Annotated in this window: 26 protein-coding genes and 1 tRNA gene; 5 read left to right on the top strand and 22 right to left on the bottom strand. The window is 48.1% G+C overall.

Going from position 1 to position 21763, the window contains the following annotated elements; all coding sequences use genetic code 11:
* Nucleotides 1–86: 86 nt before the first annotated feature.
* The 12 genes from NFS35_RS12375 to NFS35_RS12325 all read right to left on the bottom strand — a co-directional run bounded on the left by NFS35_RS12375 (nt 87) and on the right by NFS35_RS12325 (nt 12166).
* Nucleotides 87–704, bottom strand: a complete 618-nt coding sequence (locus NFS35_RS12375; RefSeq protein ID WP_251207432.1) for a TetR/AcrR family transcriptional regulator — start codon at nt 702–704, stop codon at nt 87–89.
* A gap of 232 nt (nt 705–936) precedes the next feature.
* A complete protein-coding gene (locus tag NFS35_RS12370; protein ID WP_251207431.1) occupies nt 937–2691 on the bottom strand; it encodes an ABC transporter ATP-binding protein in 1755 nt (584 codons plus the stop codon).
* Complete coding sequence (locus tag NFS35_RS12365; protein WP_251207430.1) at nt 2684–4474, bottom strand: ABC transporter ATP-binding protein; 1791 nt, start codon at nt 4472–4474, stop codon at nt 2684–2686. Before NFS35_RS12365 ends, NFS35_RS12370 begins: the two co-directional genes overlap by 8 nt.
* Nucleotides 4475–4727: 253 nt before the next feature.
* On the bottom strand, nt 4728–5345 hold the full coding sequence (locus NFS35_RS12360; protein ID WP_251207429.1) for a TetR/AcrR family transcriptional regulator: 618 nt from the start codon (nt 5343–5345) through the stop codon (nt 4728–4730).
* A gap of 179 nt (nt 5346–5524) precedes the next feature.
* On the bottom strand, nt 5525–7102 hold the full coding sequence (locus NFS35_RS12355) for a recombinase family protein (RefSeq protein ID WP_251207428.1): 1578 nt from the start codon (nt 7100–7102) through the stop codon (nt 5525–5527).
* Nucleotides 7087–7365, bottom strand: a complete 279-nt coding sequence (locus tag NFS35_RS12350; protein WP_251207427.1) for a hypothetical protein — start codon at nt 7363–7365, stop codon at nt 7087–7089. Before NFS35_RS12350 ends, NFS35_RS12355 begins: the two co-directional genes overlap by 16 nt.
* A gap of 329 nt (nt 7366–7694) precedes the next feature.
* A complete protein-coding gene (locus tag NFS35_RS12345; protein WP_251207426.1) occupies nt 7695–7952 on the bottom strand; it encodes a heavy-metal-associated domain-containing protein in 258 nt (85 codons plus the stop codon).
* A 477-nt stretch (nt 7953–8429) separates the two neighbouring features.
* On the bottom strand, nt 8430–10010 hold the full coding sequence (locus tag NFS35_RS12340; RefSeq protein ID WP_251207425.1) for a hypothetical protein: 1581 nt from the start codon (nt 10008–10010) through the stop codon (nt 8430–8432).
* Entirely contained in the window at nt 9994–10725 is a 732-nt protein-coding gene (locus NFS35_RS12335) for an ABC transporter ATP-binding protein (protein WP_251207424.1), read from the bottom strand. The genes NFS35_RS12340 and NFS35_RS12335 overlap by 17 nt, the downstream gene beginning before the upstream one ends.
* Nucleotides 10726–10918: 193 nt before the next feature.
* Nucleotides 10919–11455: a helix-turn-helix domain-containing protein gene (locus NFS35_RS12330; RefSeq protein WP_251207423.1), complete on the bottom strand. Its 537-nt coding sequence runs from the start codon at nt 11453–11455 to the stop codon at nt 10919–10921.
* A 303-nt stretch (nt 11456–11758) separates the two neighbouring features.
* Entirely contained in the window at nt 11759–11932 is a 174-nt protein-coding gene (locus tag NFS35_RS30035; RefSeq protein ID WP_275564683.1) for a hypothetical protein, read from the bottom strand.
* A gap of 27 nt (nt 11933–11959) precedes the next feature.
* Nucleotides 11960–12166, bottom strand: coding sequence for an SMI1/KNR4 family protein (locus tag NFS35_RS12325; protein WP_275564682.1), 207 nt, complete (start codon nt 12164–12166; stop codon nt 11960–11962).
* 23 nt (nt 12167–12189) lie between these two features.
* On the opposite strand from NFS35_RS12325, the gene NFS35_RS12320 reads away from it, so the two are divergent.
* Together NFS35_RS12320 and NFS35_RS12315 are read left to right on the top strand one after the other, a co-directional pair.
* Nucleotides 12190–12465: a TnpV protein gene (locus NFS35_RS12320; RefSeq protein ID WP_251207422.1), complete on the top strand. Its 276-nt coding sequence runs from the start codon at nt 12190–12192 to the stop codon at nt 12463–12465.
* On the top strand, nt 12462–13061 hold the full coding sequence (locus tag NFS35_RS12315) for a sugar O-acetyltransferase (protein ID WP_251207441.1): 600 nt from the start codon (nt 12462–12464) through the stop codon (nt 13059–13061). Before NFS35_RS12320 ends, NFS35_RS12315 begins: the two co-directional genes overlap by 4 nt.
* Nucleotides 13062–13148: 87 nt before the next feature.
* Here NFS35_RS12315 and NFS35_RS12310 read toward each other — a convergent pair whose 3' ends face one another.
* From NFS35_RS12310 to NFS35_RS12270, 9 genes are all read right to left on the bottom strand, one after another.
* Nucleotides 13149–13367 (bottom strand): hypothetical protein, encoded by a 219-nt coding sequence (locus NFS35_RS12310; protein ID WP_251207421.1) that lies wholly within the window; start codon nt 13365–13367, stop codon nt 13149–13151.
* A gap of 61 nt (nt 13368–13428) precedes the next feature.
* The gene (locus NFS35_RS12305; RefSeq protein ID WP_251207420.1) at nt 13429–13605 is read right to left on the bottom strand and encodes an SHOCT domain-containing protein; all 177 of its coding nucleotides are present in this window, start codon (nt 13603–13605) and stop codon (nt 13429–13431) included.
* Complete coding sequence (locus NFS35_RS12300) at nt 13598–14005, bottom strand: helix-turn-helix domain-containing protein (protein WP_251207419.1); 408 nt, start codon at nt 14003–14005, stop codon at nt 13598–13600. Before NFS35_RS12300 ends, NFS35_RS12305 begins: the two co-directional genes overlap by 8 nt.
* A 2-nt stretch (nt 14006–14007) precedes the next feature.
* Nucleotides 14008–14220 carry a DUF2188 domain-containing protein gene (locus tag NFS35_RS29690; RefSeq protein WP_251207418.1) on the bottom strand — a complete coding sequence of 71 codons (213 nt, stop codon included), beginning with the start codon at nt 14218–14220 and terminating at the stop codon, nt 14008–14010.
* A 445-nt stretch (nt 14221–14665) separates the two neighbouring features.
* Nucleotides 14666–14917, bottom strand: a complete 252-nt coding sequence (locus tag NFS35_RS12290; RefSeq protein WP_251207417.1) for a hypothetical protein — start codon at nt 14915–14917, stop codon at nt 14666–14668.
* A 1-nt stretch (nt 14918) separates the two neighbouring features.
* Nucleotides 14919–16658: a recombinase family protein gene (locus NFS35_RS12285; RefSeq protein WP_251207416.1), complete on the bottom strand. Its 1740-nt coding sequence runs from the start codon at nt 16656–16658 to the stop codon at nt 14919–14921.
* 156 nt (nt 16659–16814) lie between these two features.
* Nucleotides 16815–17093 carry a DUF6870 family protein gene (locus NFS35_RS12280; RefSeq protein ID WP_251207415.1) on the bottom strand — a complete coding sequence of 93 codons (279 nt, stop codon included), beginning with the start codon at nt 17091–17093 and terminating at the stop codon, nt 16815–16817.
* Nucleotides 17094–17340: 247 nt separating this feature from the next.
* On the bottom strand, nt 17341–17685 hold the full coding sequence (locus NFS35_RS12275; RefSeq protein WP_251207414.1) for an MATE family efflux transporter: 345 nt from the start codon (nt 17683–17685) through the stop codon (nt 17341–17343).
* A gap of 387 nt (nt 17686–18072) precedes the next feature.
* Entirely contained in the window at nt 18073–18396 is a 324-nt protein-coding gene (locus NFS35_RS12270; RefSeq protein WP_275564681.1) for an N-acetylmuramoyl-L-alanine amidase family protein, read from the bottom strand.
* 269 nt (nt 18397–18665) lie between these two features.
* On the opposite strand from NFS35_RS12270, the gene NFS35_RS12265 reads away from it, so the two are divergent.
* The 3 genes from NFS35_RS12265 to NFS35_RS12255 all read left to right on the top strand — a co-directional run bounded on the left by NFS35_RS12265 (nt 18666) and on the right by NFS35_RS12255 (nt 20211).
* Entirely contained in the window at nt 18666–19361 is a 696-nt protein-coding gene (locus NFS35_RS12265) for a radical SAM protein (RefSeq protein ID WP_251207413.1), read from the top strand.
* Between the two features lies 1 nt (nt 19362).
* Nucleotides 19363–20064, top strand: a complete 702-nt coding sequence (locus tag NFS35_RS12260) for a queuosine precursor transporter (protein ID WP_251207412.1) — start codon at nt 19363–19365, stop codon at nt 20062–20064.
* A 74-nt stretch (nt 20065–20138) separates the two neighbouring features.
* Nucleotides 20139–20211: transfer RNA gene (locus NFS35_RS12255), tRNA-Ala, on the top strand.
* A 147-nt stretch (nt 20212–20358) separates the two neighbouring features.
* Here the strand turns inward: NFS35_RS12255 and NFS35_RS12250 are convergent.
* Nucleotides 20359–21762 (bottom strand): transglutaminase-like domain-containing protein, encoded by a 1404-nt coding sequence (locus NFS35_RS12250; protein WP_251207411.1) that lies wholly within the window; start codon nt 21760–21762, stop codon nt 20359–20361.
* Nucleotide 21763 lies beyond the last annotated feature (1 nt).

Genomic DNA, 21763 nt, shown 5'->3' with positions numbered 1-21763 from the left:
CTATTAAAGTTACCCTTTTTCCCGAAAAACATATCAAAATCTTTTTCAAAAAACCCTTGACATATCACCAGAATGCTTCTTTCTCTTTATATCTGATAATATTCTTTCCAGCCGTTTCCATAAAATGCACGAAGCTCATTGATATAATTTCTTGCTTCTTCCATCGGCATATCATGAATTACTACCTCGAAGATGCCAGAGTAAAAAGCACTGGAAACAACATGAAGAAACCCATCCGTAATCCGCCCTTCCCGCATTGCTTTACTGCCAGTACGCAATAAAAAAGATTTCATACAGGCAGTATCCAATTCCACTAAACTTTCCAAAAATTCCTGATAATAGTTTCCTGGTGCCCCTGTGACCAAGAGCTTAATTTCATCGAAATGTTCGTAAATATATGGGACAGTTTCCTCAAATCCTTTGTCAGAATACTCTGTCATTTTTTCAGACTGCTCACTTGCTGACAGTGTCGTAAATTCTGACAGGGAACGTCCTATCAAATCCTTCAGTCCTTTTGCCGCCGGTTCTACAAGAAACCTGAATAGACCCTCTTTGTCCAAATATCTTGTATAAATTGTACTTGTGCTGACATCTGCATTCTGGGCTATCGTTCTTAACGAAGCATCTGCATATCCTTTTTTCAAAAACTCTTCTTTTGCACAAGCAATTATTTTCTCATCATATCCCTCAATTCTACTCGCCATTGTCTACCACCTTTCTCTTTCACAACAGCGTTTCCAAAACAACGTATTTAAAACATTGTTTTAATTATACTCGAAAAATTCCGTTTGTCAAGATAAGCAAAAGAATTTCTACAAAAATCTGATTTTTGTTTGCAGAATAATACCCTCTGGCGCTTATAGACAAGCTCCAGAGGGTATTTCCAATACCTTTATTGCCATCCCATTTCTAAATATAAATGAAATATCATCCTCATTACTCCATCGCCCAATTCCGGCTCTGCGTCTGGAGCTTCACCATGCGGGCATAGATACCATCCTTTTTCAGAAGCATATCGGAACTGCCCTGCTCTGCCACGGTGCCTTCCGAAAGGACAACAATCTTATCCGCCCCCGCAACGGTACGCATACGGTGGGCAATGATCATGACCGTCTTATTCTCGATCAGCCTTGACAGGGACTCCTGAATCAACGTCTCGTTTTCCACGTCAAGGCTTGCCGTTGCCTCATCCAGCAGGATGATCGGGGCGTTTTTCAAAAATGCCCTGGCAATCGAGATACGCTGGCGTTCCCCGCCGGACAGCTCGCAGCCGTTCTCCCCAATTAAGGTATTCCACTTATCCGGCAGCTTCTCCGCAAATTCATCCACATTGGCAAGCCTCGCAGCCTCCAACACCTCTGCGTCAGTCGCATCCTTTCGCCCCAGGCGGATATTCTCCATGACCGTGTTGTTAAACAGCGTCACGTCCTGGAACACGATGGAATACAGGGACATAAGCGTCTCGGGTTCGATTTTCGAGATGTCCATGCCGCCTACCGTGATCTTCCCTTTCTGGATATCCCAGAACCTTGAGGCAAGGCGGGAAACCGTTGTCTTTCCGCCGCCGGAAGGCCCCACCAGCGCAGTGACCTGCCCCTGCTTCGCGGTAAAGGATACATCCTTCAATACCGTTTCCCCGCTGTTAAGTGAAGAAGAGCATTCATAGGAAAAACCCACGTGGTCAAAAATAATGTCATATCCTCTGTTTGTCAGCTCCGACCTGCCTTCCTGTTCCGGGTGGCTTAAGATTTCGTCCATCCTTCTGCACTGGATATTCCTTATCATAATGACTGCGCTTAAATTATCCAATGCAGCGATCAATGGGTCATATACGCGGGAAACTAAAATCATAAAAGCAAAAAACGTGAGCAGGGTAATCTCTCCGTCTGCTAACAGCGCGCCTCCCGCCAACACAGTCGTGGCGATACCTACTTTAAGCACCATGCGCCCGCAGGTATGGAATACCGCATTGGTAAGCTCGCCGATCACTGTATACTTCTCCACATCCTTTATTTTTTTATCCAGCCCTTTCAGGTATCCATCTTCAGCATTGTTCGCTTTCAGGTCGCGCAGCGTTTCCAGGCATTCCTGGATGCCGTCCGAACACGCAATGGACACCTCCGTCACCTTTTCCTGCCGGATCCGCATAATCCCCGCCGTGGCAAGGATGATGCCGAAAGAAACAGGCAGCACCCACAGGGAGGCAAGAGCCATGCGCCAGTCGAAGACAAAGAGCCCTGCCGCAATCAAAAGGGTGGAAATAAGCGAACCTATAAATTCCGGCACCCAATGGGATAATCCGCCCTCCAATGTCGCACAGTCCGCCATAAGAACCGTTGTCAGGTCGGACAGATCTTTTTTTCCGAAAAAGGACAGGGGAATCTTCCGCAGCTTCTCCGCAAGGGAAAGCCTGCGCACGCCGCTCTCCACATAGGTGGCAAAAAAGGTGGCGTTGTACTGGATATAATATGTCAGCATTATGAGTCCAAGGGCCATGGCAAGCCCTGCGATGTAAAATGTGCTTTTCCCTTCCGGGATGCCCTCGCCCAGCAGGTCACCAATGAGGTTATATAACAGCACCACCGGAACCATCAGGGAAAGGTTATGCAGGATGCAGGCAGAAAACGCCTTTACCATATCCTTTGCGCCCTTGTCGGACAGGGCAAACGTGTGCCTTAATTTCTCATGCATTCGAAACACCTACCTTCCATTTTGCAGCTTTGTTGTACTGCTTCCACATTTCGGCATACAGGCCGTCCTTATCCTTAAGCTGGTCGTGTGTGCCTGTATCTTCTATCTTCCCGTCTTTGATTACCACGATTCTGTCTGCGCCGGTAACGGTGGAAAGCCTGTGGGCGATCATCAGCACAGTCTTTCCCTTTGCCAGCACAGAAAACGCCGCCTGCACCTTTGCCTCGTTGTCCGGGTCAGCGAAAGCGGTCGCCTCGTCCAGTATCAGGATCGGCGCGTTTTTCAGCATCACCCTCGCAATGGAGATACGCTGCTGCTCCCCGCCCGACAGATACACGCCTTTTGCACCCACGACTGTATCCACGCCCTGCGGCAGTTTCTCAAGGATATCATCGCACTGCGTGTCATGGAGGGCTTTCAGGATTTCGCCCCGGGAAGCGTCCGGTTTCGCCATCCTTACATTTTCCAAAATGGATGTCTTCAGAAGTTTGGAATCCTGAAAGACAAAGGATACCGTATCCATCAGCTCTTCCTTGGCAATCTCCTTTACATTGATGCCGCCAATCTTCACGCTGCCGTCCCTTACGTCCCAGAACCTTGCCACGATACTGGCAAGGGTGGTCTTTCCCCCGCCCGACGGTCCCACGAAAGCAACGTGTTCGCCCGGTCTGATTGTGAGAGAAATGTTTTCCAGCGCGTTCCTCGGCGTGGGATTCACGCTGACGTCCTTATACCGGAAGGAAACCCCGGAAAGCTCCACGGAATTGTCTTTCGGATGTTTCGGATGATCTGTTTCCGGCAGCGGCTCCATTTCCAGGATACTGTCGATGCGGGACATGGCGTCCGCCACGATCAGCTTATTCTCGCTGGCATACATGATTTTTGTCAGCGTCAGCGTAATGACCGGCGTGATGATGATGTAATACATCAAATTCAGTAAGAACCCATTTGTCACCCCGCCCGATGTCATCACCAGCGCCGCCGCGACCAGTACCGCAAAAATCCCGTTTACCAGCGTGGTATAGCACATCATCGGGAGGCGCAGGTCTTTTGTATAGGCGATCACCCATTTCTCATAATTGTCGATGGATTCTCTGAAGCGCCTGAAAGAGAACACCGACTGGCCGAAGGTTTTGACCACCGAAATTCCCCTTACATACTCCACCGCCTCACCCGCCATCTGCCCCAGGGCGTTGTTGTATTCTTCCATCTTCTTTTGCATGCGCTTTCCCGTCATGACGCTCATAATGACAAACGCCGCCGCAACCGGCAGGAGGCTTAAAAGCCCCAGCCGCCAGTCGAAGACAAGCAGAAGGACGATAAGCCCCACTGGTGTCGCAAGGGCATTCGCCTTGTCAGGGAGCTGGTGGGCAAGGTAGGTTTCCGTTGCCGCGCTGGATTCATAAACGATCTTCCTGACTTTGCCGCTGCCAGAGCCGCTCATGAACCCCATGGGCAGGGTCACGATATGGTGCATTGCCTTTGTCCGCATATTTGCCTGCACCCGGAACGCCGCCAGGTGGGAACATATCAGAGCCGCAATATAGATCAGGATCGCCGCCGCTGCGAAAACTACCGCCATCCAGCCGTTATGGGACAGATTCCGCACATCCCCGTAATCCGGAGCCACATCCAAAACTTCTTTGATGACTTTCCAGATGTACACAAACGGGAGCAATGCCATCAGTGCGCTCAGCGCGCTCAAAATCCATGACGCTATGGTCAGGTACTTATAGCCCCCGGCATACCGAAGGAGCCGCTTTAAATTGGATTCTTTTTTCAAAAGTAAGACCTCCTTGTATGTTTTTCTATGATGTCCGCGACATCTATGATAAAGGGAACGCTGCAGTCATTCCCTGTTATCCTTATGAAATATTAGTTAGTTTTCACTAACCTTCAGGGAAAATATAATAGAATCCAAAAGAGGATTCTATTATCCAGATTCTATAATAGAATCCAAAAGAGGATTCTATTATCCAGATTCTATAATAGAAAGCCCGCGATGCAGACTTTCTATTACCGGCTGTCGGCCCGGATCACTGTCCCATGATCTTCATCCACCCTGCGGTGTAGAAATCATTTAACTGCTGCAAGAAGACTTTCGCGTCTTCAAAGGGCATTCTATGAAGAACCATTTCAAAAAAGGCGCCTATCATCCCGGTTGCCATGATATGTTCCAGCCTTTCATCAATTTTGGGGGAAGGAGTCCCAAGCTGCTTTAAGACTTCATAATAGTGATGGGTAGCCTCCACCTCAATCTCCACCATGTCATCGATCATGGAAGCATATTTCGTACCCGCCGAACATTTCAGGATCAGGTAAAATTCATCCATATGCCCGCAGGAGTATGCCAGCAGGTCATTCATACACTCCGATGACATCTTCCCCATCTGCTCCGGCTGCTTTTCCATGGGCAGGCTTTCAAAATATTCATGGGTCTGCTTATACCGCCCCATCATATATTCATAGGACGGGTCCACCAGGGCTGCGAACAGTTCTTCCTTGCTGTTGTAATAACCGTAAAATGCCCCGGTGGTCACGCCTGCCGTTTTGACGATATTCCGCAGGGAGGCAGCCTGGAACCCCTTTTCCATAAATTCCGCTTTGGCCGCCCCATGGATCAGCTCCAATGTGTTCCTCTCCGGCTCACTCATTCTGCCGCACGCCCCTTTTCTTATAACACTGTTATATATCACTGTTACACAGTATAGTTCAAGTCGGAGTTTTTGTCAAGAGGATAAAATAATTTGCAATACCGGATATTCCGTAAAAAAAGAAAAGCCCCTGTCCGCACTTCAAGTGCGTCAGAAGTCTTTTCTTTCGCCTAAATCCTCTATGCCTTAATCTCCATCCCGTTCTTGAAGGTAAACCGGATGTCCTCCCTGCCATAGACCGTCGCATGATCCACCAGCGCATACCATGAGCCCTCGTCAAAGCTGTCCAAGGCATCCGGCATCCCTTCCAGCGTATCCACCAGGTTCTGCATCATCTCCCGCTGCGCCTGCTTTGCCACGATCCCGTCCTCCACCTCGCCGAGTCGCGCCTTTACCCTGTCGAACCGCTCCGCAAGGGCATGATAGCGTTTTTCGTATTCTGCCTGGTTCTGCGCGATGCAGGCGTTCTCGGCAATGTACTGCTGTATCAGCTCCGCCACCACGTTCATCTCCTCCTGCAGGCGCTTCTTCTCCCTGTCCAGTTCATCCGTCCCAAATGCCGCCTCCTTCATCTCCTCAAAGGCTGCCGTGATCTCCGCCCTTTCCCCGCAGAAACTGTTCAGCGCCCTCACGAACAGCGTCTTAATGACTTCCTCGTCAAGATGGGGCGTGGTGCATTTCTCCCCGCCGTCAAATTTGTGGTTACACTGCCAGACCACCTTGCGGTATTTATCATTGGAATGCCAGACCTTAGAGCCGTACCAGCTCTCGCAGTCCCCGCATTTTATCTTTCCGGAGAAAACGCCAACGCAGCTGTTCCGGTTCTTCCCCGGCCGCCTCGCCTTCATCAATGCCTGGACGCTGTCAAAGACGTAAGGCTCTATGATGGCCGGATGGTTCCCCTCCACATAATACTGCGGCACCTCGCCCTCATTGACCTTTTTCTTCTTGGAGAGGAAATCCACCGTGTAAACCTTCTGGAGAAGGGCATCGCCTTTGTATTTCTCGTTGGTGAGGATGGATTCCACCACCGCCTTGCCCCACACCTTCTTGCCGCCCGGAGTCGGTATGCCTTCTTCCGTCAGTATCTTTGCAATCTTATAAGGCGAATGCCCGTGCAGGAACAGTCCGTAGATTTTCCGCACTATTTCTGCCTGCCCTTCGTTGATGACAAGGTTCCCGTCCTCGCCCCGGTCGTAGCCGAGGAACCTGCCGAACGGAACGCTCACCTTGCCGTCCGCAAACCGCTTCCTCATGCCCCAGGTGCAGTTCTCCGAAATGCTCCGGCTCTCCTCCTGCGCCAGCGAGGACATGATGGTGATGAGCAGCTCGCCCTTGGAATCGAACGTCCAGATGTTCTCCTTCTCGAAATAGCACTCGCAGCCGTTCTCTTTCAGCCTGCGGATGGTGGAAAGGCTGTCGACCGTGTTTCTTGCGAACCTTGACACGCTCTTGGTGATGATTAAGTCGATGCGGCCGGCGAGGGCGTCCTCCACCATCTGGTTAAAGCCGCTGCGGTGCCGTGTGGAGGTTGCGCTGATTCCCTCGTCCGAATACAGTCTGACAAATTCCCAATCCTCCCGGCTCTGTATGTAGTTGGTGTAATAATCGCACTGTGCGGCGTAGCTGGTCTGCTGGTCTTCCATACCGGTGGAAACGCGGGCGTAGCCTGCCACCCTCCGCTTCTTCCGGCTGCTGACGGGGGCCGCCGTGAAGCGGTTTAGCGTAGCCGGTATCGTTGTCACGTTCTTTGCCATTTCCTCACCTTCCCTCCATAAAAATGACACGCAAGGCTCCCGTCCTCCGGTACCATAAGCTCCTGTACCTGTTTTTCAAATTCAGCCCCGTCAAATTCCTCCGTGGAAGTGTTCTCATGCCTGCTGCCGCGGAGCTTCAGGGCTTCATGCGTCCTGACCGTGCCGTCCTTCAGACGGAAATCTATGCTCCCCGTTTTCTGCACCACCATCCGCTCCAGCGTTTCCTCAAAAAAGTCCTCGTTAAATTCTTCCTGCCCATCCAAAGCCACTGCGGAGGCTTATGTATTTTACCCCTGCTTATTTAAGAAAGCCTCCCATTTCATTGCCACGGCAGAAAGGAAAACTTGAGGGCAAAATAAAAAACCGCCTTACAGCATCTTATGAGCCGCAGGCTTGTCACTATTCGCTGTTCTTTCATGTCGTTTTATGGACAATCTTCCCCTCATAAACCAGTACAGAAAAAGCGGCAGCGCCGCCTCTGATAAGTCCGAATTTTTACTGCCACCTGTAAACCGCCAGCCTGTTATTCAGCTTTCCTGCAACGACACTTCCGATTTTTCCAATCAGGGAATATTTTTTCGGTTGCGGAGCGTCACCTCCCAGACCTTCTGAACAGCCCTTTCTTCTCATACGGCTCACTGCTTACGGATACGGCATCGTATCCCGCCTTTGCCACCACGCTTCTCAGTTCCTGCTCCGGAATGTCCTTCTCCGCAAGGATGACCATCTGCTTCTTTGTATGGGAACTTGTCACTTTCTTTACCTGAAAGGCATTCCTTACAGCCTCGCCTAAATGCGCCTCGCACATACCGCAGGCCATTCCTTCTATTCCTACTGTTATCTTCACCATAAGATGTCCTCCTTGCTCTCCCAATCATGGTTAGTAAAAACTAACTCATATCTCAAAAAAATGCGGCTGTTTTGTATTAGTAGCCGCTAACTCGATTTTAAGTATAACTCTTATACCTTGCTTTTGTCAATAGGATAGAAAATCATTTTAATATACTTATCTTGACAAAATAGAATGCAACCAATAAATGTAGTATTGTTTTCAAAACAAAAGCCGACAAACCGTGATTGCTCACAAGTTCATCGGCTCAGTCTATGCGTCCGGCTCTTGTCTGGTACGATTTCTACCATTTTGTAATGCCCTAAGGTATTGCATTTGTTCATAAGACCAGGGAACTGTTCCAATTAACAAGAAGAAACTAATCGACTTTTTCAGAGGTTGGCAAATGATACAGAAGGAGCAGAAACGAGTAGTCTCATCTGTTCTTATGGTCAAAGCCTTAAATTTCAAATCTGAAAAGCTATGTTTTTCACAAATCTATACATATAATTGTGTTCGGCAAACCTTAAGATAGATTGCCAAAGTTGCCAGCAGTATTAGACAGGTAATACCAAACATAATTATCATTTGATACTGCGGAAAGATTATACAGAGATACAATGGCGTTAAGCTGCTTGCCATTCCACCTCCAACCGTAGCTAAGACTGAGATTGCCCCACCTTTTACCGCATAATACTCACTTGTCCAATCATACTTAGGAAACTTGATATTCAGATAAATACCAAGAACTGAAATGAAAAAAGCATATACCGTAGGAATAGCAAATAACAGTATAGTCTGCATCAAGGAACACAGAATCGCAATTCTGATAAAAATTGCACTAACATATAAAACAGGAAGTATTACTGTTAAATTTACCGCAATTTTAGAATGGTAAACTGTCCTTGCCTGCGTTGGAGCGGAACACATAATCCATCGGTTTTTCCCCTCTAAAGACAAGGATGCTGCCGTGGTAGAAGTCATCGTCACAAAAACAGAAAGCGCAATCGGCATAATATTTTGAATGATGCGCATAATTCCCATCGTTTCTATTTGCTGTCGTATAGCAGGCGGCATAAAAAATGCTGCCATAACTGCCACAACGAAAAGCAGGACGATTCCTATACATGAATTCAAGGCATAAATCGTACATGAACTTAATCGGCGAAGCTCCTTTTTATACAATGCCATAAATGGAGATGAAGATTTTAATGTTCCCATTTTATACTCTTTTTTTGCATAATGTGAGAATACCGCTGTATTCAATCTTTTATAGTAATGAGAAACAATCGTTATGAAAGCAATGCCCGGCAACAGGGAAACAGCGGCAAAAATAACAAAGCCTGCCCAATCATTGTGCAATAAGGCATTTGTAAAAAGAATAGCTGGCGGATAAAATTTGTTTACCGCTTCTGCCATTGCGACACCTAAATTAGTTATCTGCGTTGCATCCATTGACTGTGTTTTTGCGGAAGCAAATACAATCATCAGTACGGCAGCCGTACTCAAAACCAATGAAATAACATTTTTGTGTCTTGAATGTGATGAAACAGCAACAATTAGAACACCTAATGATAGTGAAATAATCATGGGAATAATCGGTGTCAAAAATAACGAACCCACTAAAAACAGGTAACTCAAAATCGGCGGCTGTTCGTATAAAACATAGATAATGCTTGACGGCAGCATGGCTATAAAGCCAATTGTCAGATTGATGAGATACAGCATCGTTATACGGCTTGTCACAATAGAAATCGTGCTTACAGGCATGGACATAACCATATCATAATCTTTTAATCCGATAAGCACTCCTGTACTTTTAACAAACGTAAGGGTCAAAGCTGCTAAAGAGCAGACCACTACCATGAGCGTTGGTAATGCTTCGCTGAGTCCCGCTAATGCCATACTATTGCTGAATTTTGTCGTATAGACTACAAGAATGGCAATGGCGGTTAATCCTAAAGCGCCAACAATCGCAGAACGTTGTTTTTCCTGTTTATCACGAGAATGAATCAATCGGTTAATTCCGAAAAGATTGTATAACTGCATCCTCAAGAGATACTTATACTTGCCTTTCATTTTCAACTACCTCCATGAATACATCTTCAAGACTATGGCTTCCTTTGATTTCTTCCATCGTTCCACTTTCTATCAATTTACCGTTATTGATGATAGTAACCTTGTCACACAATTTTTCGGCAACTTCAAGCACATGAGTGGAGAAAAAAATTGCTGTCCCTGTATCACAAAGTTGACGCATCATCTTTTTTAAATGGAAAGATGCTTCGGGGTCAAGACCGACAAATGGCTCGTCTAACACCAAAAGCTGCGGAGAATGTACAAATGCGCCAATCAACGCAAGTTTCTGCTTCATACCATGCGAATAGGAGCTGATTAAATCCCCAAGACTGTCCGTTATTTTGAAAATATCCGCATATTCCTGTATTCTTGAAACTCTTTCTTTGGCAGGAACAGAAAACATATCACACATATAGTTTAAATATTGGATGCCTGTTACATAGTCATATAAGTCGGGATTGTCCGGAATATAAGCTGTCATAGATTTGCATTTGACAGGCTCATCCTTTACAGAATGACCGTTTATAAGGATTTCCCCCTCGTCAAAGTCCATTATACCGACAATCGCACGGATTGTTGTTGTTTTCCCCGCACCATTGTGACCAATAAAAGCATGGATTTCTCCTGCTTTTACACTCAAATCCAGACCGTCAACAGCCTTTTTGTTTCCAGAATAAACTTTAGAATAATTCTTCATTTCTAATACGGCGTCCATTTTATTAGCCTCCTTTGGTTTTTAGTTTTTGTACTTTTTCACAATTGCCCAGTAAAGGATTGCGGATACAGGAGTAATTCATTTTTTCTTCATAGGTCTTACCTCCTTTTAATATCATGTTGATAATAATATCATATTGATATTAAAAAGTCAAGAAAAATCCCGTCCATCACTGAGGACAGGCGGGAAATTTTTAATCCATTTTAGGCGGAGAAACAATAACGCCAATAGAATGCAGCTTTCGCCCCGCTGCGGGCGTGTTGTTTCCATAAGGCTTTATTGCATCCCTAATAGTTCCAATCAGCATATCAAGTTCCTCATCCGTTAGATAAAGAGGGGATAAGGAAAAACCGGATTTATCCTTTACAATGTCTATATCATCCCGTTTACAATAATCTTGGAATAACTCCGCAAAGCCAATAATATATTGCATAAACGACTGCATATAGGCTTCACCAGAGTTGCTGTCTAAGATTTCTTTAAAATCTTTTGTCATATCAATATCTATCGCATAAGTCTTTTCTAAAGCGCCTCTGACTTGCGTTTGATTTACAATTTTTAATACTTTGTCATTTGTCATTCTCTTCAAATAGCGATAAAGCGTTGCAGGCGGAATATCCGAAAAGGTTTCGGATAAATGTTTAGCGGTAGTTTCCCCACAATTCTGTATTTCCAGAAATAGTTTGCATTTAATCGGGTTCGTCAATACATCCATAATTTTTTTATCCATGCCTATCCCTCCAATCATTCGGTCTATTTGATAATATTATCATCTTGGTACCAAAAATTCAAGAGCCTTTCCTTAATGATAATCTAAGATAACAAACCTAAAAGAGGCAAAGTTTTTATACGCACCCAGATGACGCTGACAGACGCAAGCACCGGGCAGATGGTACAAAGCGGCACCCGCAATACTATATATAGCTTATGCAGCATAACCGGCCCTGGGCGGTCTTCCGCCGGGACATGGGCTCAAAGGCGCCCGCCCTGCCGTCCAGGATATGGACATCCCGGACAGCGAAGCTCCCGGGCTTCAGACCGTCCCCCTGCCCAACTGTTCCCTTACCGCTTTCCCAGCCGTCTCCGACATCCACAGCCCGCCGTCGCGCCGGAAGATGACGCCCTCTTTCATGAACCGGCTGCCCAGCCCACCGCAAAGGGAGTACGTCTTTTTTCTGCCGATCCCCATGATGCCGGTGATGGCCACATGATCCTCCGCCCAACTGGTGGGCTCTTACGTGGGGAAACAGGTGTTCACCGGAATGCCGCCGTTGTGCCGCTTCATCAGCCAGATATAGGAAGCGGGCAGCTTGTAGCCCAGCTCCTGCTCCACGCTGGCGATCAGTTCGACGCCGGGAGCCTCCTCGGTATATTTCTCTTTCGCATAGCCGCTGTCCTCCCAGAAATCCGTGAAATCAAAGTCCTCGAAATAGTTTGCCATAGATAACCTCCCGTCTGTTCATTTTGTATGTCCTGCCGGAAACGCCCCGCAGCCCCGTCATCCGCGACACGGCCGAAATCCGCCGGAGCCATGCTGTTCCGGAATATCTCAAACAGGAACACGCGGCACAGTACAGCTCCCTTATCCTGACCGGGAAATCGTGGACGTACCTTGCCGACCTGAACGCAGACAAGCGGAACAGCCTGTTCACTGTCAGGACAGCGGACGGGAACGTATTTGAAATCATGTGCCCACAGGCAGCGGGGAAGGAGGACGGATGGACGACATTATCGAAATGACCGAAAAAGAAAAAATGCTTGCCGGAATGTTGTATGACCCATCTGATTCAGAACTGACAAAATTACTTATAAAAGCAAGAAAACTAGCCAGACAATATAATCAAATTGATGAAGATGAGTCAGAAAAACGTATGGCTATTCTTCGGGAGTTACTTCCCAATACTCCTAATTTGCCAGGTCTTCAGGCGCCTGTTTATTTTGATTATGGATGCAATACATACTTTGGTAAGTTTTGCGGAACGAATTTTAACTTCACCTGTCTGGATGTATGCCCGGTACATATTGGTGATAACGTGATGATCGGACCAAATGTTACCTTAGCAACTCCAATGCATCCGCTTTTACCAGAAGAGAGAAATGTAAGGCAACGAGAAGATGGCAGTTATTATAATCTGGAATATGCGAAACCGATTACCATAGGAAACGACTGTTGGTTAGCTGCTAATGTTATTGTCTGCGGTGGTGTAACTATTGGAGAAGGAAGCGTAATTGGTGCAGGAAGTGTTGTTACAAGAAGTATTCCTCCACATAGTTTGGCGGCCGGGAATCCTTGTCGAGTGATTCGTGAATTAACCGAAGCTGATAGAATGAAGTAAATATGATTCGTGAGGATGTAATGGCAGAGGGGGAAGCTGTATTCACTGGAACGCTGTCTTTTTACCGTAACGGACAGGTCACCCGGATTATGCATCTCTTTTTATAGAAACCGCTATGCAGCCCCTTAATCTGCCTGCACCCCGCACAGCTTTATCAAAACGTATGGTTGATCCTGGGGTATCAGAAAATTCCCCTTCCGGGTTCGCCTGTATCATTTCGTTGTAATAGCTCACCTGTGCGGAAACCACCTTCTGCCGCTTTTTCAGAGTCGGTATTTTGGGCTCTATCCTGTTTACTTTAGCCATTTTATCACTTCCTTCCAGGCAGGTTCTTTCTGCCTTTACCATATATCACTCTGAACCGGCTTTATAGCAAGGGTTTTCCGGCCAGTAATGTACCCGATATTGGGCGGTATTTTTCCAGAAGTTTTGTATCAATTATGGCTAATACTTCCTCGTCGATGATGCCTTTCCGGAGCATGGACCTGGCGATGGACATGGAAATGTAATATAGCTTTTCCGCTTCAAATTCTTTCTCATCCATTCCCGTCACCTCCGAACCGGTCGGCTATGTAGCATTCATGGGAGCAGTATTTCCGCTTCTTATTCCCATAGGCAGTGAACGCCTTCCCGCATTTCACACAGGTAAATTCATAGACCGCTTTCTGCCTGATCCGCTCCGGATGTTCCGTCCACCACTTTTCCCTGCAGGCTTTGCAGCAGAACACCTGCTTTTTCATCTTCGGCCGCTGCCTTATCTCCACGCCGCATTCGCGGCATCTGTCCTTATCGTCTGTTACCAGGATGTCCGCAGAGGTGAGGCTGTTCCTGCGGCAGAAGCTCTTGACGGTATCCTTGGAAATGCCAAGTTCCTTCCCTATGTCTGCATAGCCGCGCCCCATGCTGCGGAAACGGATAATCTTTTCTTTCTGTTCATCTGTCACTGTCAGCACATCCTCACTATATGGAGATTTGGAGACCGTTTTGAGGGGTATGGAAATAAAAAACAGCCCACAGAACAAAATATGCTCTGCAGGCTTGTCTCTATCCCCATTTCTTCCGCCTGTGTATTCGTCCTAACTGTTGCCCGTAAATTATTCTCACCTTTAACTTGCCGTCCACCATCTTTATGTGGCGTTACATGCTGATTCTTTCCCATAATTACTATGCCCCCTATCCAATGAAACCAGACTGGACACCGCCCCATCCGTCTTCAGCGTCAGCAGCGCGTAATGCATGTTGCGGATGTAATGCGCCAGCGCTTCCTGCTTTGGAATCGGTCTGCCGGGCATTTGGCAGAGTCTTGACGCAATTCTTTGCTGAAGGGGATGAGCCGGTGCCAATGACCGATGAGCAGAAAAGGCTCCTGCCGGACCTTATGAAAACGGTGTAAAATCCCATTGATTCGGGATTTATACTTTTTTATTTTGCCTCGCAAGGGGGTTCAAATCGGCTGGAGGGGTTCAAATTGCATCTCGATGGCTGTCCACCGTTTCAGAGCATAAAAAGAAAAGGCTTCCGGCAAATTATCGAATCTGCCGAAAGCCTTTATTTCAAGCGTTTTTCGCATATTTTCCTGGAGCCGATTGTATCAAAATGCGGTTTTACATATCCATATATCGGCCCACAATCTCGATTCTGTCCCTATGATGCCGATTCCAGTCCTCTACATATTTCTCCGCAATATGCATCTGCGTCTCAAGGCTGCTCTGCGGGCCAGCCTGGGATTCATTCTTTTTCGGATCCTGATCCGAGGACAGCCTTGCATAGAGCCCTGCCCTATAATATTTCTCTCCCCGCATCTTTCCCTGCCCCATACCACCGGAAACATGTATGCGTTTTGATATCCTGCCCATATCACACCCCCATCCCCGTTTCTGCAAGGGCAGTCCTTTCCTGACTTTCTGTCCGCCGGGAGGCTGCCGCAACGCCTGGAGCAATGCCATTATTATAGTCTTTCATCGCCTGATACCGATCGGTAAAATAGAACTCGATTTCCACCCGCTTTCCCTCATATACCCAAATCCTTTTCACAAGGCTTGCCAGGGTATGACGGTCTATCTCCGTCAGTTTCAGGGATTCCTTAAATGCCGCAAGCCGCCCTGCACTGAGCACACCTGCCTTGAACATCTCGCGGACAAGCTGCTCCTGCTTCTCCTCCGCGGCTGTCAGACTCTCTGCCTTCTTCTGAAACCCATTATGAAGCCTTTCAAATTCTTCTTTTGTAATGACCCCTTCCCTCAAATCCTCATAAAGGCGGGCACACAGGCTATAATATTTGTCCTGCTCCTGTTTCAGACGTGCGATTTCCTTATTAAAACTGATGACCGCCTGCAGATTGGCCTCCCGGTCCTGTGCCTGCCCGAACAGCTTCTCCTGCTCCAGAAAATCATTGGCATACTGGCGGACAACGGTTCCGGCCAGCCCTTTCAGCATGTTTTCCTCTATGCTGTGGCGGCTGCACCCCTCCCCCCGGTTCTTGGTAGAACAGATATAATACACTTTTTCTGCCCCTTTGTACCGGTTGACCCGTCTCACCATCTGCTCTTTGCAGTCCCCGCAGAACAAAAGGCCCATGAACGGATTCAGCTCTTTCTTTTCCGGACTGACACGGCCGTCCGCCTGCAAAAGGTTCTGTACGATTGCAAAGTCATCGGCAGAGATAATGGGCTCATGGGTATTTTCTACCCGTATCCATTCCTCTTCCGGCTTTTCCACGCATTTCTTTACCTTATAGCTGACTCGCTCCGTCTTCCCCTGCACCAGGTGACCTATATACACCTCATTGGTCAATATCCGCTGGACGGACGGGCTGCTCCACCCGGAGCTGCTTCCCCCGGAAAAGCCTCCCCGATAATTCAGCCCCAGGGACTTCTTGTATTCCCTGGGAGACAGGATATGGAGATTATTCAGCCTCCCTGCAATGGCGGAGACTGCCATCCCTTCAATCTTCCATGCATAAATTCTGCGTACAATGCCTGCCGCGTAATCGTCCACCACAAGTCGGTTCTTATCCTTCTGCGCTTTCCGATAGCCGTACACCGCAAAGGCCGCAAGGCACTCACCTTTTCTGCGCTTCACTGCAAGCTGGCTTTTTACCTTTGTTGAAATATCGCGGCAATAGGAATCGTTTATGAAATTTTTTACCGGCAGCACAATGGTGCGTTCTCCCCAATCAGCCGAAAAGCTGTCATAATGGTCCGTAAGGGCAATAAACCGCACCCCAAGAACCGGGAATACCTTTTCCAGATATCTCCCGGTCTCTATGTAATCACGCCCAAAACGGGACAAGTCTTTCACAACAACGCAGTTTACCCTCCCCGCCTCTATATCGCACATCATCCTCTTAAATTCCGGTCTGTCGTAATTGCTGCCGGAAAAGCCGTCGTCCACATAACTGTCATAAAGTTCCATATCCGCCTGTTCTTTTATGAAAGAGCGAATCATCTCCCTTTGACTGCCTATGCTGTTGCTCTCGGCTTTAGATTCGCCATTTTTACCTGCCGCTTCTCCGAGATTGTCGTCATCAAAGACGACCTTGTCGTCTTTGGATAACCGCAGATACATGGCTGTATAGAAATATGAATTTTCTTTCATAGTATCACTCCCTGCTTTTGGTTACTGGTTTCCGCTTCCTGTTCTTCAAAATAAGCTTCCAAAAAGCCGTCAGTGCATTCACCAAAATTTTTATCCTTTTGAATTGATTAGTCCAAACACGGAAATGGGCGTCTAACCAATGCTCATTTCTGCTCACTATATGTAGATTTCCGATAGCCTGCGCAGATATTCCGCCATCTTATCATCAATACTGGCTCCATTTTCCTGGAACCTGACCTTTACCACATAGTCTCCGATACGGTTACAATAGACATTTGCCGTCTGTCCGGCAAAGGATTCCAACTTCTTTTCCACGGGCATCGAAGTGTCTATCTCTATATCCCTTAAGTCTGTCAATGTGGAAATGTCCACTGTCCGTATGTCCACTGCCGCCATCTTGTCGAGCGCTTCCTTCGTCAAATTCAAATTCCGCATCCCCTTTCTGTATAACAAATTACCTGTCCGGTTTATTTTATTATTTTATCGGCCCGTCCTATGACCACCGGCTTTTGGCTTATTTTTGCTTTTCCAAAACCGGCCATGGCGGTGCACGGCTTCGGAAAAGCAAATCTTCATTTCCCTTCTTCCATAGCAAAAACTCCTTCCTGATCAGAATTTTTCAATTTCATCAGAAAGGAGTCTTTTTTCACATAATTACAAATCTTCTAGGCTAATGACAGGATCATCGGTCTCGTTTTTGCCCGGTAGCCTGAAAAACAGATGTAATCATCATCATTACAGAAACTGCCGGGCAGGTAATACAGATAATCCTGAGGAAATGCTGACCGTATGCAACCGTCTCTTTATCGTCAATAAACCCTTTTACCACCGGAACTGCACAGACAAATAGCAATACTGCCCCTGCAAGAGCAACAGCCACACTATATATAAATGCCGTTTTCATCACAGAACGCATACGCTTACGTTTGTTTGCGGCATAAGTATAGCCAATCAGCGGAAGCACCCCCTTTGTCATCCCGTTTGCAATGGTAAATGCAAGCATATCAATCTTTTTCGCAATCCCCATACCTGCTATCGCCTGATTGGAGAATCATCAACTTATTATTGACAATAAAGTTCAAGTCGTTATACAGATTATCCGCCAGCACATTTTCGATTGTCACATCAGTCAATGGGACTTCTGCCGCTGTGGTGTCCTCTGGACGGAGGGCTTGCCACGTCAATCTCCTGTGTCTGCTTTGTACCGCCCTGCACTTTATCACCCCGAATCCTAAATTCTATGATAAACGATATGAGATGTATTCTTCTGCCACATCCTAATTATACAAAAAAAGGCTTGTACTTACAACAAGATTCCCACCCTTTCCCAAATGGAAAAATCCGAAGAAGAAATCATTCTGGTTACAGATGGCGGTTATGACGGCCAGGACAATGCAATGTTTTGCCCCCGGCATCATGACATTGTGATTTTTCTGGCTTTCCACCAACTCGGCACTATAATAACATAAGACCCCGTATACTGGTTGGGATAGGGACTGGAGTTGCGATGGATGGACACGAAATAATCCCCCCGCACCGCATTCCCCTCCTGCGCCTTCTGCTCCGGAGCCTCATATATATCCGTTGTCCTGGTATAGTACACCTCCACCCCGCTCTCCTCCAGAATCTGTCCCACCGCCAGGGTCAGCGCCAATGCATCATCTTTCTCCTGCCTGCCCTGATACACCGCCCCCGGATTGTTTCCGCCATGTCCGGCATCCATCACCACCAAAGCCATAGTCCCGCCTCCGCGCACCTTTTTTATATCATATGTGAAAGGCCTGTCTTTTGTTCCTCCCGGAATCAGCCCTGAACCGCAGCGCAGCTCCTCCGGCATCGCAGAAAATTTTTTTGCCCCATTGACAACAGAATATATCGTGCTATAATAAGGTCTGGGCAGTTCGAAACCATCCTGCCTTGGAAATCACTCTGATTTCCTCAAACAAAACTAAGGAGCAAAGGGGCAAAGTATGCCCTGAGGCGTCCTTTAGGGACGCTTTTATTATTATGGAAAGATATAGTAAAATTCTGGAAAAAAGAAAAAGGGAGATTGTCCTTCTGCGCGGCAGGGGGTGCATCTACCAAAAATGCACGTTCTGCGATTACCACACCGACAAATGCGCCGATGAAGACGCCAATTTTACCTTGAACAGCCAGGTGCTGGACAAGGTCACCGGCGAATTCGGCGATTTGGAAGTCATCAACAGCGGCTCTGTCTTCGAACTCGACTCCCGGACTATGGCACTCATCAGACAGATCTGCCGCGAAAAAAAGATTTCCACCATCCATTTTGAATCCCACTACCTCTATCGGAACAGGATTTCCTCCCTCAGGGAAGAATTCTCTGACTTCCGGTTAAAGCTGAAGCTGGGGCTGGAGACTTTCGACTGGGATTTCCGGGAGAATGTACTGAAAAAGGGGATTCCCGAGAAAGACCCCTCCCTGATCAGCCAGGACTTCGATGAAGCCAATTTCCTCTTCGGCCTCCGGGGGCAGACCGCCGCCTCCATGGAACGTGACATTGCGCTTGGGCTATCCTGTTTTGAGCGCATCTGTCTCAATATCATGTGCCCGAATACCACGGACGTGGCGCCGGATGAGCATGTGATAAATCTCTTTCTGAAAGAGATTTATCCAAAATACAAGGATAACGACAGGGTTGACATTCTGATTCAAAATACTGACTTTGGGGTAGGTGACTGATATGACAAATGAATTATTACTTTTAGGATCCGTTGTTTTTATTTTTTCAATGGCAATTATTTCTTATCGTTTTTTTGGAAAGTCGGGGCTCTACTGCGTGTCCGCCATCGCGACCATACTGGCCAACATCGAGGTGCTGCTGCTCATCAATGCTTTCGGCATGGAGCAGACATTGGGCAATGTGCTCTTTGCCGTCACCTTTCTGATCACGGACATCCTCTCCGAATGCGAGGGAAAGAAAGCGGCGAACAGGGCCGTATGGATCGGCATGTTCACCTCCCTGTTCTTCCTGCTGCTGAGCCAGAGCTGGCTTCTGTACATACCCGCCGAGAGCGACTGGGCCATGGGGGCCATCCGGGAAATCTTCTCCAGCACTCCCAGGATGCTGATTTCCTCTTTCATCGTCTATGCCATCAGCCAGATGTTCGATGTGTGGCTCTACCATAAGTGGTGGGCTTTCACGGAGAAAAAGACCGGCGACAGGCGCAGATTCCTCTGGCTTCGGAACAACGGTTCCACGCTGATCAGCCAGCTGCTGAACACGCTGCTCTTTACGCTGTTCGCGTTTTACGGCACCTATGACATGGGGACGCTTTTGTCCATCTTTGCCTCCAGCTATGTCATTTATATCTTCACCTCTCTGCTGGATACCCCTGCGCTGTATCTGGCCAGGCGGGTGCATGAGAGGCATTCGGAAAAATAGTTTTCGGAAAAACAATGACAAATTCGGAAATTTTTTGTTGCATTTTCCATGATTTGTGCTATACTTAAATCAATGGGGCATTAGCGCAGTTGGGAGCGCGCAACATTCGCATTGTTGAGGCCGTGGGTTCGAATCCCATATGCTCCATGATTTAAAGAGCGGAATCCTGTCTTATACAGGAATCCCGCTCTTTTTTTGCATCTATGATATTGTAATCAGACTCATCTCCAGGAAACCAAGTGCGGTTCCTCGTCATGTTCCCATACCTCCAGCTTCAGCCTGTCCCTCCTCGCATCACAGCTCCTGGCACAGCAGAACTTCCCGGCTCCTGTCGAACTCCTCATAGCGCAGGCCGCGGTCAGCGGTCTCCAGCTCCCCCGTCTGATTGTCGTAGGGGTCAGCCCGCCAGTGGTTTTTCTCCACGGAGAACGGCCCCTGGAACTGCCGGTTGGCCACCATACGGTAGGGATCCAGATTTCCGAAATAGAACCGGCGGCGGCCCTCTTTCCCGGCACGGACGGCAGCAGCGCCGTAGGACGGATCCGCGTACAGCCAGCCGGACTCCGGCACATAGAACATAGCCCAGTCATGGCTGCCGCAGGAATCCGGCTCGGCGGTAAGGCCGCTCTGCCACTGGGCCGGTATCCCCACGCAACGGCACAGGGTGATGAAGAGCAGAGCGAACACCCCGCAGTCGCCGGTGAAGCTGCGGGCACAGTTCTCGGCGATATTCTCCAGAACGAAGTAATCCGGCATAAAGCTATACCGCATATTCAGCGTAATGAAGTCATAGATTCGCCGTGCCTTCTCCAAAGGCATGCCTGTCCCCCGGGTCAGTTCCCGGGCCAAAGACCGGATATAAGGGGTAAAGACAATGTGGGGAGCCTCTTCTCCCAGAAAAGCTGCCAGTTCCCCGCTGTCAAGCGGCCTAACCGCTCCCATGCCGGGACGTGACGTGTCATGGAACGCCGCAGTATGGATATAGGAATATGTAACAGAAAAGACAGGATTCTCCTGCCATTTCCCCTCCCAGCAAATTGTCCTTTGGGGAGCATCCTCCGGAGCGATTCGACCGCCTGCAGGACTCATCTCGTCGATGACGATATCCCGCTGCTGCTCACAGGCGGCAGGAATGGGCAGATGGGCCCGCAGAAACATACCGGGGAGAAACTGCCCGTCTTTCAATCTTATCTGAGCACGGATACGGATTCGGCAGGACAGGCTCCCCCGCTCCGCCATCAGCCGGATGCTCCGTTCCAGATGGTCTTCCTCCCCGGTGACGCCGGCAGCACTCTCCACCTCGTGAAGCTGCACTCCTGCCCGGCGGGCGAAATCATGGTCCGCCTTGCACATAGTTTTAAAAAAACGTACAAAATAGTGCGGTTGGCCTTTCAGATAGATCCATCCGATTTTTCCGGCATCCACCTGCTCGTCGAACTCCTCCTCCGTAAAATCCGGAATACGGTCACGAATCTGTGCCAGGGCCTGTTCCCTGGTAAAGGGATAGTCGGCAGGCATACGCAACATCATCTCCCGCTGGGCAATCATGCAGTCTCTTAGGCCCCGCGGAATGTCCTCCTGGCGCAGCCGCCTGTCAATGAGCCGGATGGCGCCATCAAAATCCCCATACAGCTTCCGGCGCAGGATATCCTCCGGGAGCCCTACGTTCAGGCTGCGGAAAGTCTCGTTAATATTCATA

Source organism: Acetatifactor aquisgranensis (genome assembly GCF_943193215.1).
GTDB classification, from domain to species: Bacteria; Bacillota; Clostridia; order Lachnospirales; family Lachnospiraceae; genus Acetatifactor; species Acetatifactor aquisgranensis.
Note: the sequence above shows the minus strand (reverse complement) of the source record. Positions and strands in the feature narration are given on the sequence as shown.